General features: G+C 68.5%; 13 protein-coding genes. 5 read left to right on the top strand and 8 right to left on the bottom strand.

All coding sequences use genetic code 11. The annotated features are described in order from the left end of the window. Position 1: 1 nt before the first annotated feature. The 6 genes from clpB to ABH927_RS17350 all read right to left on the bottom strand — a co-directional run bounded on the left by clpB (position 2) and on the right by ABH927_RS17350 (position 7,015). The gene (gene clpB / locus ABH927_RS17375; protein ID WP_370022712.1) at positions 2-2,620 is read right to left on the bottom strand and encodes an ATP-dependent chaperone ClpB; all 2,619 of its coding nucleotides are present in this window, start codon (positions 2,618-2,620) and stop codon (positions 2-4) included. Further along, on the bottom strand, positions 2,611-2,922 hold the full coding sequence (locus ABH927_RS17370) for a chaperone modulator CbpM (RefSeq protein ID WP_370022710.1): 312 nt from the start codon (positions 2,920-2,922) through the stop codon (positions 2,611-2,613). The genes clpB and ABH927_RS17370 overlap by 10 nt, the downstream gene beginning before the upstream one ends. Continuing rightward, positions 2,919-3,893: a DnaJ C-terminal domain-containing protein gene (locus ABH927_RS17365; RefSeq protein ID WP_370022708.1), complete on the bottom strand. Its 975-nt coding sequence runs from the start codon at positions 3,891-3,893 to the stop codon at positions 2,919-2,921. The genes ABH927_RS17370 and ABH927_RS17365 overlap by 4 nt, the downstream gene beginning before the upstream one ends. Further along, positions 3,893-4,537 (bottom strand): nucleotide exchange factor GrpE, encoded by a 645-nt coding sequence (locus tag ABH927_RS17360; protein WP_370022706.1) that lies wholly within the window; start codon positions 4,535-4,537, stop codon positions 3,893-3,895. The genes ABH927_RS17365 and ABH927_RS17360 overlap by 1 nt, the downstream gene beginning before the upstream one ends. Position 4,538: 1 nt before the next feature. Further along, on the bottom strand, positions 4,539-6,419 hold the full coding sequence (gene dnaK, locus ABH927_RS17355) for a molecular chaperone DnaK (protein ID WP_370022704.1): 1,881 nt from the start codon (positions 6,417-6,419) through the stop codon (positions 4,539-4,541). Positions 6,420-6,544: 125 nt separating this feature from the next. Further along, a complete protein-coding gene (locus tag ABH927_RS17350; protein ID WP_370022703.1) occupies positions 6,545-7,015 on the bottom strand; it encodes a general stress protein in 471 nt (156 codons plus the stop codon). 516 nt (positions 7,016-7,531) lie between these two features. Here ABH927_RS17350 and ABH927_RS17345 point away from each other — a divergent pair. After that, the gene (locus ABH927_RS17345; RefSeq protein WP_370022701.1) at positions 7,532-8,032 is read left to right on the top strand and encodes an Hsp20/alpha crystallin family protein; all 501 of its coding nucleotides are present in this window, start codon (positions 7,532-7,534) and stop codon (positions 8,030-8,032) included. Positions 8,033-8,675: 643 nt separating this feature from the next. On the opposite strand, the gene ABH927_RS17340 is transcribed toward ABH927_RS17345, so the two are convergent. Continuing rightward, on the bottom strand, positions 8,676-8,963 hold the full coding sequence (locus ABH927_RS17340; protein ID WP_370022700.1) for a hypothetical protein: 288 nt from the start codon (positions 8,961-8,963) through the stop codon (positions 8,676-8,678). Beyond that, complete coding sequence (locus tag ABH927_RS17335; protein WP_370022698.1) at positions 8,951-9,151, bottom strand: hypothetical protein; 201 nt, start codon at positions 9,149-9,151, stop codon at positions 8,951-8,953. Before ABH927_RS17335 ends, ABH927_RS17340 begins: the two co-directional genes overlap by 13 nt. Positions 9,152-9,193: 42 nt before the next feature. Between ABH927_RS17335 and ABH927_RS17330 the strand changes: the two genes are divergently transcribed. The 4 genes from ABH927_RS17330 (at position 9,194) to ABH927_RS17315 (ending at position 13,935) form a co-directional block, all read left to right on the top strand. After that, on the top strand, positions 9,194-9,367 hold the full coding sequence (locus ABH927_RS17330; RefSeq protein ID WP_370022696.1) for a hypothetical protein: 174 nt from the start codon (positions 9,194-9,196) through the stop codon (positions 9,365-9,367). 178 nt (positions 9,368-9,545) lie between these two features. Next, complete coding sequence (locus ABH927_RS17325) at positions 9,546-11,546, top strand: erythromycin esterase family protein (protein WP_370022694.1); 2,001 nt, start codon at positions 9,546-9,548, stop codon at positions 11,544-11,546. Positions 11,547-11,724: 178 nt separating this feature from the next. Further along, complete coding sequence (locus ABH927_RS17320; protein ID WP_370022692.1) at positions 11,725-12,786, top strand: integrase core domain-containing protein; 1,062 nt, start codon at positions 11,725-11,727, stop codon at positions 12,784-12,786. 66 nt (positions 12,787-12,852) lie between these two features. After that, positions 12,853-13,935, top strand: a complete 1,083-nt coding sequence (locus tag ABH927_RS17315) for an RHS repeat-associated core domain-containing protein (protein WP_370022690.1) — start codon at positions 12,853-12,855, stop codon at positions 13,933-13,935. The last annotated feature ends 72 nt before the right edge of the window (positions 13,936-14,007 follow it).

Here is a 14,007-nt window from a genome sequence, read left to right as displayed (position 1 = left end):
ATCAGACCTCCGGATTCTCGTACGTCACCGAGAGTGTGCCGCCGGACATGCCGACGTGGATGACCGCGCCGTCGACGACGTCGCCGGCGACCAGGGCGCGGGCGACGCGGGTCTCGACCTCGCGCGCGATGAAGCGGCGCAGCGGCCGTGCGCCGTAGACGGGGTCGAAGCCCTGTTCGGCGATGAAGCGCACGGCCTCGGGTGTGACCTCCAGCGTCATCCTGCGTTCGGCGAGCCGAATCCTGATCTCGGTGAACATCAGTGACACGATCTGCTCGATCTCCGGCTCGGTGAGCGGCTTGAACAGCACGATGTCGTCGATCCGGTTGAGGAACTCGGGCCGGAACCGCGCGCGCAGTTCGGCCATCACCATCTCGCGCACCTCGGGGTCGATCTCACCCGAGGGCCCCGGCTTCTCGCTCAGATAATGCGAGCCGATGTTGGAGGTCATGATGATCACGGTGTTGCGGAAGTCGACCGTATGGCCCTGGGCGTCGGTGAGCCGCCCGTCGTCGAGCACCTGCAGCAGGGTGTTGAAGACGTCCGAGTGCGCCTTCTCGATCTCGTCGAACAGCACGACGGAGTACGGCTTGCGTCGTACGGCCTCGGTGAGCTGGCCGCCCTCCTCGTAACCGACGTATCCGGGCGGGGCGCCGACCAGCCGGCTGACCGTGTGGCGCTCCTGGTACTCGCTCATGTCGACGCGGACGATGTTGTCCTCGGTGTCGAACAACGCTTCGGCGAGCGTCTTGGCCAGCTCGGTCTTCCCCACCCCCGTCGGGCCGAGGAAGATGAACGAGCCGATGGGGCGGCGCGGGTCCTTGATGCCCGAGCGGGCCCGGATGATGGCGTCGGCGACGGCCTGCACGGCCTCGTCCTGACCGATCACCCGCTCGTGCAGGATCTGGTCGAGGCGCAGCAGTTTGTCGCGCTCGCCTTCCTGGAGGCGCCGGACCGGGATGCCGGTCCAGCGGGATACGATGCCGGCGATCTCCTCTTCGGTGACGACCTCGCGGAGCAGGCGCCCCGCACCGTGCTTGGATTCCAGCTGCTCCTCCGCGGCCTCCAGCTTGCGTTCCAGCTCGGGCAGCCTGCCGTGCATCAGCTCGGCGGCGCGGTTCAGGTCGTACAGGCGCTCGGCCTGCTCGGCCTCGCGCCGGACCCCCTCGATCTCCTGCCGCAGTTGCTGCACCTTGTGCAGAGCGTGCCGTTCGGCCTCCCACTGGGCGCGCATGGCGTCGGCCTGGGCGCGCAGATCGGCGAGTTCGGCGCGCAGCGCCTCCAGGCGGGCCTGGCTCGCCGGGTCGTCCTCCTTGGCGAGGGCCGCCTCCTCGATCTCCAGGCGCATCACCCGGCGCGTGAGCTCGTCCAGCTCGGCCGGCATGGAGTCGATCTCCGTACGGAGCATCGCGCACGCCTCGTCGACCAGGTCGATCGCCTTGTCGGGCAGGAAGCGGTCGCTGATGTAGCGATGGCTAAGGACGACCGCCGCGACGATGGCGCTGTCGGTGATCTTCACGCCGTGGAACACCTCGAGGCGCTCGCGCAGGCCGCGCAGGATGGAGACGGAGTCCTCCACCGACGGCTCGTCCACGAAGACGGGCTGGAGGCGGCGCTCAAGGGCGGCGTCCTTCTCGATGTATTTGCGGTATTCGGTGATCGTCGTCGCGCCGATCAGGTGGAGTTCGCCCCGGGCCAGCATCGGCTTGAGCATGTTGCCCGCGTCCATGGAGCCCTCGGCCGCGCCCGCGCCCACGACGTTGTGGACCTCGTCGACGAACAGCAGGATCCGCCCTTGCGCCGAGGTGACCTCGGTGAGCACGGCCTTGAGGCGCTCCTCGAACTCGCCGCGGTATTTCGCCCCGGCGACGAGGGCGCCCACGTCGAGGCTGAAGATCGTCTTGTCCTTCAGGCCCTCCGGGACGTCGCCTCGGGCGATGCGCTGGGCGAGGCCCTCCACGATCGCGGTCTTGCCGACTCCCGGGTCGCCGATGAGGACGGGGTTGTTCTTGGTCTTGCGGGACAGGATCTGCATGACCCTGCGGATCTCGCCGTCGCGGCCGATGACCGGGTCGAGTTTGTCCGCCATGGCGGCGGCGACCAGGTCACGGCCGTACTTCTCCAGGGCCTCGTAGGCGACCTCGGGGTTGGCGGAGGTGACCCGCTGGTTGCCGCGCACCTGCGTGAGGGTCTCCAGGAAGCGCTCGCGGTTCAGGCCGTGCGCCTTGAGCAGCCGCCCGGCGGCGGTGTCCGGCCCCTCGTCGAGCAACGCCAGCAGCAGGTGCTCGACCGAGACGTACTCGTCCTTCAGCCGTTTCGCCTCCCGATCCGCCGCCTCCAGCAGGCGGGACAGCCGCTGGGTGAGATACACCTGGCCGGGCGCGGCGCCGGGACCGGTGACGCGGGGCCGGCGTTCCAGCTCGGACTCCAGCTCCATCGCCAGCTTGTCCGGGTCGGCGCCGGCCGCCGAGAGCAGGCGTGCGACCAGACCTTCGGGTTGTTCGAGCAATGCCAGCAGAAGATGTTCGCCGTCGACTTCGGTGTGCCCGAAGCGGGTCGCCTTGGTCTGCGCGTCGTGCAGGGCCTCCTGTGACTTCTGGGTAAGACGGTTCACGTCCACGGCGCACCTCCGGGAGTCCTCGCGCGGGTTCGCAGGGCGGCTTCGAGTTCCGCGATGCGGTCGAGCAGGTCCGCCACCAGGCCGAGGGAGGCGTAGTTGACGGCCAGGTTTGTGCGCAGCCGCTGGAGGCGCCCCGCGGCGGCGAGCTCAGACGGCGGGAAGCACAGATCGCCCGCCGCGTCGGGAAAGGCGTCGATCAGGCCGAGCGCGACCAGGCGGCGCACCAACTCCGGACGCAGCCCGGTCGCCCGCGAGAAGGACTCCAGGTCCAGATGCGGGAGCCGTACCAGGGGATGGCTCATGGCCGGGCCCTCCCTCCCGATTCGGAGCGCGGGTTGAAGCTCGAGACGCTGGCCAGCTGTTCATAGAGGCGGCGCTCCTCGTCGGTCAGCGTGCGGGGGACCATGATCCGGACCTCGGCGAGCACGTCCCCGGGCTGGCCCCGGGGATTGGGCATGCCCTGCCCGCGCAGGCGGAGACGGCGGCCGGAGGACGTGCCGGGCGGAACCTTGACCTTCGCCTCCCCGTCGGGGGTCTCGACGGAGACGGTCGCGCCCAGCGCGGCCTCCGACGGGGTGAGGGGGAGCTGGACATGGATGTCTCGTCCCTCGACGCGGTAGCGGGGATGGCCGGTGATGCGCGCGATCAGGTAGAGGTCGCCCCTTTTCCCGCCGTCGGTGCCCTCGCCTCCCTGGCCCGAGAGCCTGATCCGCTGCCCGTTCCGGACGCCCGGGGGGATCGTGACCTCCAGCGTCCTAGATCCTCCGCGGCCGGGAAGAGTGATCGTGCGGCGGCCGCCGCGGTAGGCCTCCTCGACCGTCAGCGGCAACTCGGCCTCCTGGTCGGCTCCGGGTATCGGACCCCAGCCGCGGCCCGCTCGTCTGCCGCGCCCCCCGAAGATGCCGCCGAACAGCTCCTCGAAGTCGATGCCCTCTCCGGTCTCGAACCGGACCTCCTGCCCGGCCGGCCCGCGCGCCCAGCTGGCCCGGCCTCCCGTGCCCGCCCCGGCCCGGGCCCTGGCGTACGCCGCCGGGTCCACTCCCTCGGGCACCTGCCGGAAGTCCCTGCCGAACGCGTCGTAGCTCTTGCGGGTCCCCGGATCGGACAGCACCTCGTAGGCCTCCGACACCTCCTTGAAGCGGTCCTCGGCCCCGGGGTCCTTGTTGACGTCGGGATGGTAGGAGCGCGCGAGCTTGCGGTAGGCCCGCTGGATCTCCTCACGGCCGGCCGTTCTCGGCACCCCGAGGATCTCGTAGAAGTCGCGGTCCGCCATCAGTGCTCCACCTTGGTGGACACCACGACCGACGCGGGCCGCAGCTGGTCGGGGCCGTCGCCGTAGCCGGGCCGTACGACGGCGACGACCGTGCCCGGCTCGGCCTCCGGGCCCTCCACCATGCTCACGGCCTCATGCCTGGCGGGGTCGAACCGCGTCCCGAGATCCTCCACGTGCGGGAAGCCCAGCCGGGCGAGTACGGCCACCGCCTGGTCGCGGACGGCGCGGACGCCTTCGATGACGGCACCGGGATCGGCGTCGGCGTCCGCGTGCCGCAGTGCCAGTTCGAGGTTGTCGATGACCGGTAGCCACTCCGCGGCGACCCTGGCCCGCTCGTCGAGCCGCTGCCTGGCGATGTCCCTGGCCGTCCGCTTACGGAGGTTGTCGAGCTCCGCGACCGCACGCAGCCATCGATCGTGCAGCTCCTCCAGCCGGGCGTCCTTGTCGGCACCCGTATCGGTGCTCTCACGAGTCGCCCGGGGCTCGGGTTCGGTGACCGTCGGGCCGGTTTCGCGGGTCTGACCCGGCTCGCCCGACTCCTGCGGCTTTCCGGGTACGGCCGGCCGCTCAGAGGCCGGTTCGGCCTCCACGGCCTCGGCCGCTGGAGTGCGCCCCTGATGCGGGATTCTGTCCTTGTCGGTCATGTCACTCCGGGCTGGTGAACTCGGCGTCGATCACGTCCTCGTCCGGCCCGCCCGCGCTGGGCTGCCCCGGCTGCTGCCCGGGCTGTCGCGGCTGGGCGCCGGCGCCCAGCGCGTGGAAGACCTGCTGCAGCTCCCCTGCCAGGCCGCGCAGCCGGTCGACGGGCGCTTCCTCCTTGATGGCCTGGCGGGCGTCGGCGATCAGTTGTTCCGCCCGTGCCTTCTCGTGCACCGGGACGGTGTCCGCGAGTTCGGACAGGCGCCGCTCCACCTGGTAGGCGATCGAGTCGAGCTCGTTGTGGGCGTCGATCGCCTCGCGGAGGGCGGCGTCGTCGGCGCGGTGTCGCTCGGCGTCGGCGATCATCCGGTCGATCTCGCTGGTGTCCAGGTTGGAGCTCTCGCTGATCGTGATGCGCTGCTCGGCTCCGGTGTCCTTGTCTTTGGCGGTCACGTTGAGGATGCCGTTCGCGTCGATGTCGGAGGTGACCTCGATCTGCGGCACCCCGCGGGGTGCGGGCCGGATGTTCTCCAGGCGGAAGCGGCCGAGCACGCGGTTGTCGGCCGCCCGCTCCCGCTCGCCCTGCAACACGACCACGTCGACGGCCGACTGGTTGCCCTCGGCCGTGCTGAAGGTCTCGGTGCGGCGAGCCGGGATCGTGGTGTTCCGCTCGATGATCTTCGTCATCAGGCCGCCGAGAGTCTCCACCCCCAGCGACAGCGGCGTGACATCCAGCAACACGACATCCTTGACCTCACCCTTGATGATCGCCGCCTGGATCCCCGCCCCGAGCGCGACCACCTCATCAGGGTTGACCGTCATGTTGGGGTCTTGTCCCGTCATACGGCGCACGATCTGCTGCACCGCGGGCATCCGCGTGGCGCCCCCGACCAGGATCACCTCGTCGAGATCGGCCGAGGTCAGCTTGGCGTCGGCCATCGCCTGCTCCACCGGCCCCCTGACCCGCTCGATCAGATCCGCGGTGATCTGCTCGAACGTGGACCGCATCAGCGTGGTGTTCAGGTGCTTGGGCCCGTTCGCATCCGCGGTGATGAACGGCAGGCTGATCTGCGTCTGGCTGACCGACGACAGCTCCACCTTCGCCTTTTCCGCCGCCTCGAACAGCCGCTGCAACGCCTGCGGATCACGACGCAGATCGATGCCCTCCAGCTTCTGGAACTCATCGGCCAGGTAGTCCACGATCCGCCGATCGAAATCGTCGCCGCCCAGATGGGTGTCCCCGGCCGTGGCACGGACCTCGACCACGCCCTCCCCGATGTCCAGGATGCTCACATCGAAGGTCCCGCCACCCAGATCGAACACCAGGACCGTCTCGCTGCCCTTCTTGTCCAGCCCATACGCCAACGACGCCGCGGTCGGCTCGTTGATGATCCGCAAGACCTCCAACCCCGCGATCTTCCCCGCGTCCTTGGTCGCCTGCCGCTGCGCGTCGTTGAAATACGCCGGCACCGTGATGACAGCCTCGGTCACCTTCTCACCCAGGAACTTCGCCGCATCGGCCACCAGCTTCCTCAGCACGAACGCCGAGATCTCCTCCGGCGCGTACAGCCTGTCCCTGACCTTGAACCGAACCGCCCCGTCCGGACCCGCCACCACATCGAACGAGACCGCCTTGATCTCGTCGTGAACCTCCTCGAACCGCCGCCCCATGAACCGCTTGGCCGAATAGATCGTCCCCTTCGGATTCAAGATCGCCTGACGCCGCGCCATCTGACCGACCAGCACCTCACCCTGATCGGTGAACGCCACCACCGACGGCGTCGTCCGCGACCCCTCCGCATTCGGAATGACCGTCGGATGACCATCCTCAGTTGTCGCGATCACCGAATTCGTCGTGCCCAGATCGATGCCCACCGCCTTCGCCATCTGCCCATCCCTTCATGAATCCCGGAGCCTCCTTCCGGACCCACGGCGCAGCCTGATTCCGCTGATCTCGGCCGGAACATGCCGCCGAACGCTCCGAGTCCGGACGCGCATCCGTCCGCGTCGGCCTACTTGAAGGTTCCCGTGGCCACACGGGCGGTGTTGAGCACCCGCCGGGCCTCATCGGCGAACTCGGGGTCGACCAGAATGTCGTAACTGTCGGCCACGATCGCGGGCAGCGAGGCGAACGCCCGGCGCTGCAGTGCGTAGCTGATCGCGCCCCAGATCAGGCCGAAGATCAGGCCGAGCACGATCGCGGAGGTCATTGCCCACCCCTGCCAGGGGCTGACGATCAGGAACACCAGCCCGATCAGCAAACCGATCCAGACACCGGTGCCCGCTCCGGTGATCAGCGCGCGGCCGAGAGTCCAGCGGCCCAGCACCTTCTCCTCCCACCGCAGGGAGGTCCCCACGATGGAGACATGTTCGACGGGGAAGCGATGCCGAGCGAGCGTGTCCACCGCATGCTGGGCCGCATCGTAGGTGCTGTAGGTCCCCAGCACCGTCTTGTGCGGCTGACGTAGGTCGTGGGTTCTCATGGATCAACCTCCCTCGGGTTGGTTGTTCCGACTACCGAGAAGCCTGGGTCACCGCCGCACCACCCACAGGCCAAAGACCGGCGCCCCGGTTTCCGAACCTCTACAGGTCCAGCCAAAGGGTGTGAACGCCACCCCGAAACCCCCGGATATCCATTTTTGGATCAAACAACAAAGACGGTCGGCGATCGGGCGCCCGCGCATGGTCGCGGGCAGCCCACGGAAGGGACCTTCGGCTTCGGTCCACGAGTCCATAGGCATGGGCGCGCCTCAGCCGGGAAAGCGCACAGGTGCAGCGTTCTGCAAGTGCACAGTTAGGGCACTTCGTCACGGCGTGGCGGATTTGTTCCAGGGGTATCTGTCACCGCAGGCGTAGCCCAGTGCGCCGGCCGGCATGCAGGCGTGCCGGCCTGCCCGCGGGCGCGGCTCCTCGCGAGAGGAGGACGCCTTCAGCCAGTCGCTCGGGGACGACAGGGAGATGTCATGACACTGCCAATGAGACGTGGCCGGGCACACCAGATGCACAGCGTCGAGCCGTCCGCGATGCTGCGGCGAGACCCGTTCGCGGACGTTCAGGAACTCCTCAGCCGGATCGGGTGGCTGATCCCGCCGTCGGGCGAGACCGAGATGCATCGCCCATGGGTGCCAGTCGCCGAAATCGACGAGTCCGATGACGCGTACATGATCAAGCTTGAACTCCCCGGCGTCGCACCTGAGGAGATCGAAATCGGAATCACGGACCGCGAACTGTGCATCAACGGTGAGATCCGCGAAGAGGATGAAGGCTCCACCGCACTGCGGGTCCGGATGGGGCGGTTCCACTATCACACCTCACTCCCCTCCGACGTGGACGAGAAGAACGTGCAGGCGTCTATGGACGACGGGGTCCTGACCATACGGGTCCCCAAAGCGGCGCAGGGCCGGACCCGCCACGTCGAGGTCACAGAGGCGCGGTCCAAGGGCCAACGCCGTTCTCGTCAGGGAACGGGCGCCTCGAACTCGTCCGATGAAAGACGCTGACCAACCCGACCGAGGCATAATCCTCGCAAGCGTCAGCGGCGTTGTTGCGGCGACGGTTGGATCCGGGTTCGAGGCCGTGGGCCGCTCAGCTTGCTTGATGAGCGGCCCATCCCCTTACCGGGAGTTTGCTCCTCATCCATTCCCCCTGCACGGGGTCGCGACCGGTTCGTTGTCAGCTCCCGAGCCCCCGTCCGCCCCCGAAGAGCGTCCCCGCCGTCCGCGGGGACGCTCTTCGAGCTGTCCGGCTTGTTCGCACGAGCCTCCGTACCGACACCTCTGAAGGCCGTTCCCAGAACAAGCGCGGCACCGCGCATTTGTCAGGACCGTTGAAACAGTGTCAACGGCCGGAAAATACACCAGGCCAGGCATTTCGGTAGATTCAAGGCGTAAATTCCGTCAGCCAATTGTATTCTCCGTCGAGGATAGAGGCGATTTGCGACGGCCCCCGAGGGGCGGCCGTTCATACCGGTTGCGGCCCTCCGGTCCGACGCTCACAACATTCACCCCGTTGTGAGCGGTTCCGAGGCAGGGCAAGCCACTACACCTGACGCCGCGGACGCGGATCAGTCCTGAGCGACGCGGGCCGGGGCGATGTCCGCCCTCGCGCGGCCTGCGCCGTGAGGGAACTCGCTTCCTGCCGGCGTCAGTGTCGGCCTGAGCCGCTGGTGCTGGTCTTCACGGTCGTCGCGTTCGCTATCACCCTCGCCTTCGACGCGAGGGTGATGGCGCAGGGCGGGGCGTACGCCACGGGCGTCCTCGTGCTGATCCTCTCGGCGGCCGTGGCGGTGACGCTCTCGGCCCACCGGCGGGGCCAGCGCGTGGCGACCGCCTTCTTCGCGGCCGTCGACGTCGTGCTCGTGTACACGCTGGTGGCCAACGTGATCGAGCGGCCCGACGGCGTGAAGATCGCGTCGTTCTTCATCGCGGCCATCGCACCACCTCGCCGATCTCGCGTGCGACCAGGTCCACCGAACTGCGGGCCGCGTCGTCCTCGACCCCGTAGCCGAGCGGTTCCTCCGGGAGACGCCGGGCGACGAGGTCCACCTGGTCGCCAACGAGCCGCACCAGCGCGACCGGGCGGAGTACGAGGAGAAGCTGCGGGAGCAGCAGTACAGCCACCGGCTGGACCCTTCGTCGCCGGTCCTGTTCGTGGAGGCCACCGTGCCGGACGCCTCGGAGTTCCAGACCGAGCTCCGCGTCCGGGGCGAGGAACAGTTCGGGCACCGAATCCAGCGGCTGGAGAGTTCGACGATTCCGAACGCCCTGGCCGCCTTGCTGCTGTTCATCCGCGCCCGCTTCGGGAAGATGCCGCACGTCTACTTCCACTGGACGTAGGAGAATCCGTCGCCGCCATGCTCCGCTACCTGGCGTTCGGAGTCGGCGACGTGCCGCCGCTCACCCGCGAGGTCCTGCGGGAGGCCGAGCGCCGCCCCCGCGTCCACGTCGGCTGAGGCCCGTCGAGGTTTGCGCCGCCCGGGCGGGGGTACCGGGCGGGAACCGGGAGGCGATGCTCATGAACGATCGCCTGTTTTCGAATCGCCGAGACGCGGGCCGGGTGCTCGCGGGACTTCTCCGCCATTACCGGGAGCTGCCCGACGTCGTCGTCCTCGGTCTCCCGCGTGGCGGCGTGCCGGTGGCGTACGAGGTGGCCACCGCCCTGGGCCATTCGCTCGACATCTTCCTGGTGCGCAAGCTCGGGACGCCGGGCCACGAGGAGCTCGCGATGGGGGCGATCTCCAGCGGCGGCGTGGTCGTGCTCAACGAGGACGTCGTCCGCGCGCTCGACATCACGCCGGAGACGATGAGGCAGGTCGTCCAGAGGGAGGCCCGCGAGCTCGCGAGGCGGGAGCTGGCCTACCGAGGCGACCTCCCCACGCCCGAACTCCGCGGCAAGATCGTGATCATGGTCGACGACGGCCTCGCGACCGGCGCGAGCATGCGCGCGGCCATCCGCGCGGTGCGGCGGCGGGAGCCCGCCCAGATCGTCGTCGCCGTGCCCGCCGCGCCGGAGTCCACCTGCAGGGAGCTGTCCACCCTGGTGGACGAGGTGATCTGCGCGACCACTCCGACGCCCTTCTTCTCGGTGGGGGAGCCGTACTGGCACTTCACCCAGACGACCGACGAGGAGGTGCGCCAGCTGCTGCGCGCCGCCGCCTCGACCCGCGCCTGGGCCCCGCCCGCCCGGACCGACCTCGCCGTTCTGCGCTCGGAGCTCGTGCCCACGGAGGAGGGGGTGCCCGCGGACGACGTGCTGTTCGACATCGTGGGCGACGCTCGGTTCGTGCTGATCGGCGAGGCCTCGCACGGGACCCACGAGTTCTACGCGGCCCGCGCCCGGATGACGCGGCGCCTGCTCGAGGAGAAGGGCTTCACCGCGGTGGCGGTGGAGGCGGATTGGCCCGACGCCTACCGGGTGAACCGGTTCGTGCGGGGCCGCGGCGACGATGCGACCGCCGAGGAGGCGCTGCGCGGCTTCCAGCGTTTCCCGACGTGGATGTGGCGGAACGCGGACGTGCTCGAGTTCGTCGGGTGGCTGCGCGAGCACAACGACCGGCTGGACGAGCGGGCGAGGGCCGGGTTCTACGGGATCGACCTCTACAGTCTGCACCGCTCCGCCGCGGAGGTCGTCGCCTACCTGGAGAAGGTGGACCCCGCCGCGGTGGAAAGGGCCCGTGAGCGCTACTCCTGCCTCGATCACAGCGACGGCGACGACGGACAGGCGTACGGGTTCGCCGCGGCCTTCGGCGCGGGGGAGTCGTGCGAGCAGCACGTGATCGACCAGCTCGTGGACCTCCAGCGCAACGCCCTGCGGTACCAGCGGGCACAGGGCCTGCTCGGCGAGGACGAGTTCTTCTACGCGGAGCGGAACGCCAAGGTGGTGGCCACGGCGGAGCGGTACTACCGAACGATGTTCGGCGGCCGGGTCTCGTCGTGGAACCTCCGTGACCGGCACATGGCCGACACCCTGTTCGCGCTGGCCGAGCACCTCGGCTGGCAGCGGAGCGAGCCCGCGAAGATCGTGCTCTGGGCGCACAACTCCCACCTGGGCGACGCGCGGGCGACCGAGGTGGGAACGCGCGGCGAGCTCAACCTGGGCCAGCTCGTGCGCGAGCACAATCCCGAGGACTGTCGGCTTATCGGCTTCACCACCTACAGCGGCACGGTCACCGCCGCCGACGACTGGGGTCGCCCGGCCGAGCGGAAGAACGTGCGCCCGGCGCTCCCCGACTCGGTCGAGGAGCTGTTCAAGGAGGTCGGGCACAAGGAGTTCCTCCTCGACTTCGTCCACTCGGCCAGGACGGCTGTCCTGATGCGCAGGGCGCTGCTCGAACGGGCGATCGGCGTCATCTACCGCCCGGACACCGAACGCCAGAGCCACTACTTCCAGACCCGCGTGTCCGACCAGTTCGACGCGGTCATCCACATCGACGAGACCCGCGCGGTGGAGCCCCTGGAGCGCACGGCCCTGTGGGAGCGCGGCGAGGCCCCGGAGACCTACCCCGTGGCCGTCTGACCGGGCCGGTCCCATGACCGGACATGACCCTTGAGCGCTGGCAGATTCTCACCGCGTTCGCCGCGATAGCGGCAGCCGGGGCCCTTCCCGGAACCCTCCTGTACCGCTTCAAATCTCGTTGCAGGGTGCTTGACCTGCGGTTTGACCTGGTGGGGTGCTAAGGGCAGGATCGCGGCTTGTGCTTGTCCGCCTTGTCTATCTGGTCATGGTCCGGGTGTTCGGCTGGCTAATGCTGCTCGGTCGCAGTCAGGCGTCCAAGAACGTTGAGATCATGGTGCTCCGTCATGAGGTGGCGGTGTTGCGGCGTCAGGTCGCCCTGCCCAAGCCGGACTGGGCCGATCGGGCGGTTTTGGCCGCGTTGGCCCGATCGTTATCGGCCATGCTGCGTGCTCATCGGCTTGTCACGCCGGGCACGTTGCTGGCCTGGCATCGCCGCCTGGTCAAACGCAAGTGGACGTATCCGAACCGGTCTGGCCGTCCTGGAACGAGCGCGGAGATCCGGGACCTGGTCGTCCGCCTGGCACGGGAGAACCCAGCTTGGGGATACCGCAGAGTGCACGGTGAACTTGCCCGACTCGGGCACTATGTCAGCGAAGCGACCGTGCGGCGGATTCTGCGGGGTCGGCGGTCCGGTCCGGCTTCCCTGGACACCGACACCTCCTGGCGGGCGTTCCTGCGCGTCCAGGCGGATGGACTGCTGGCCTGCCACTTCTTCCACGTTGACACGATCTTCTTGAGGCGCCTGTATGTGCTGTTCGTGATGGAAGTGGGAACACGGCGTATACGCATCCTGGGTGTGAGCGCGAACCCGACTGGTGCGTGGACGGCCCAGCAGGCCCGCAACCTGCTCATGGACCTCGGTGACCGGGTCGGCTCGTTCCGCTTCTTCATCCGCGACCGTGACGCCAAGTTCACCGGCGTCTTCGATGAGGTCTTCACCGCCGAGGGTGTGACGGTCGTGAAGACGCCGCCGCGGACGCCCCGGGCGAACTGTTATGCCGAGCGATGGGTCCGCACCGTACGAGCCGAGTGCATCGACGGCATGCTCATCTATAACGAACGGCACCTCCGATCGGTGCTCGGCGAATATGCCGATCATTACAACGGCCATCGGCCTCACCAGTCCCGTCAGCAACGACCGCCCGATCAAGACGAGCGGATCGTCCTACCGCTGGAAGACGGGATCAAGCGCCGGAAGGTGCTCGGCGGGCTGATCAGCGAGTATCACCGGGCCGCGTAGCCGATCCGGCGAACCACCAGGTCAGACCCTACGCGACGAGTTTTGAAGCGCTACAGGCTCAATCAGGTGACCACGACTAAGGCCGCCGACACCGCCTCCCCGCAGACGGTCCAGGACGACCGGTTCACCTACGATGCCTCCGGTGAGATCACCCGTGTCCTGGACGCCGCCGCGGCAGCCGGAGGGAGCCCGGGTCAGTCCGAGTGCTTCACCTACGACGGTTTGCACCGTCTGTCGCACGCCTGGACCACTACCGCCAGCGCATGCGGATCGAGTACGGCGTCGGCCGACAACCTCGGCATTAACCCGTACGCTCAAAGCTTCAGCTACGACGGCGCGGGCAACCTCACCACCGTTGTGGACGGTGCTCAGACCTCCACTTACACCTATCCCGCAGCCGGGCCCAGCAGTGTCAGGCCGAACGCGGTCACTTCCATCGCCCGGACCGGGGGTGCTGGAGCGGGGACCGACTCCTATGGTTACGACAGTGCCGGGCAGCTGACTTCCCGCAATGTGGGTGGCAAGAGCGGTTCGTTCGTGTGGAATGAAGCCAGCCAGTTGGTGAAGGCGACCGTGGACGGCACGGATACCACGATGGTGTACGACGCCGATGGCGAGCGCCTGATTCGTCGCGACCCCGACGGCACGGCCACTCTGTACATCGGTGCGATGGAAGTCCAGGCCTCCGGCCAGCAACTGACCGCCACCCGTTACTACACCGGCCCGGACGGCGCCACCGTCGCGCTGCGCACCACCCAGGGCGCCATCGGTTTGAAATGGCTCGCCGCAGGGTTGCACGGCTCCACCCAACTGGCAATCGACGACGCCTCCGGCAGCGTCTCCCGTGAACGCTACCTCCCGTTCGGCGCACGTCGAGGCACCGACGACCTGCCCTTCACCGACCACGGCTTCCTGGGCAAGGTTGAAGACGAGTCAACCGGGCTGGACTACTTGTCGGCCCGCTACTACGACCCCAAAGTCGCCAAGTTCATCTCCACCGATCCCCTGCTCGACCTGCGCCGCCCACAATGGGCCAACCCCTACGCCCTACTCCGGCAACAACCCAACCCGAGAGAAGGAGACATTTCATGCTCTTCACGTCCGGCGACAGCGCCGTGTTGCTCATCGACCACCAGCTCGGCACCATGACCTGGGCGCGTTCGGCCGCCTTCGAGGACGTCAACGGAAGTGGACGTATCCGAACCGGCCGGGCCGTCCTGG

Source organism: Planotetraspora sp. GP83 (genome assembly GCF_041262585.1).
Classification (GTDB): Bacteria; Actinomycetota; Actinomycetes; order Streptosporangiales; family Streptosporangiaceae; genus JAOEGB01.
Note: the sequence above shows the minus strand (reverse complement) of the source record. Positions and strands in the feature narration are given on the sequence as shown.

Bases quoted from the DNA above. Each gene is read 5' to 3' on its own strand.
- ABH927_RS17370 (WP_370022710.1), bottom strand. From the start codon at position 2,922: ATGAGCCATCCCCTGGTACGGCTCCCGCATCTGGACCTGGAGTCCTTC.
- ABH927_RS17365 (WP_370022708.1), bottom strand. From the start codon at position 3,893: ATGGCGGACCGCGACTTCTACGAGATCCTCGGGGTGCCGAGAACGGCC.
- ABH927_RS17360 (WP_370022706.1), bottom strand. From the start codon at position 4,537: ATGACCGACAAGGACAGAATCCCGCATCAGGGGCGCACTCCAGCGGCC.
- dnaK (WP_370022704.1), bottom strand. From the start codon at position 6,419: ATGGCGAAGGCGGTGGGCATCGATCTGGGCACGACGAATTCGGTGATC.
- ABH927_RS17350 (WP_370022703.1), bottom strand. From the start codon at position 7,015: ATGAGAACCCACGACCTACGTCAGCCGCACAAGACGGTGCTGGGGACC.
- ABH927_RS17345 (WP_370022701.1), top strand. From the start codon at position 7,532: ATGCACAGCGTCGAGCCGTCCGCGATGCTGCGGCGAGACCCGTTCGCG.
- ABH927_RS17340 (WP_370022700.1), bottom strand. From the start codon at position 8,963: ATGGCCGCGATGAAGAACGACGCGATCTTCACGCCGTCGGGCCGCTCG.
- ABH927_RS17325 (WP_370022694.1), top strand. From the start codon at position 9,546: ATGAACGATCGCCTGTTTTCGAATCGCCGAGACGCGGGCCGGGTGCTC.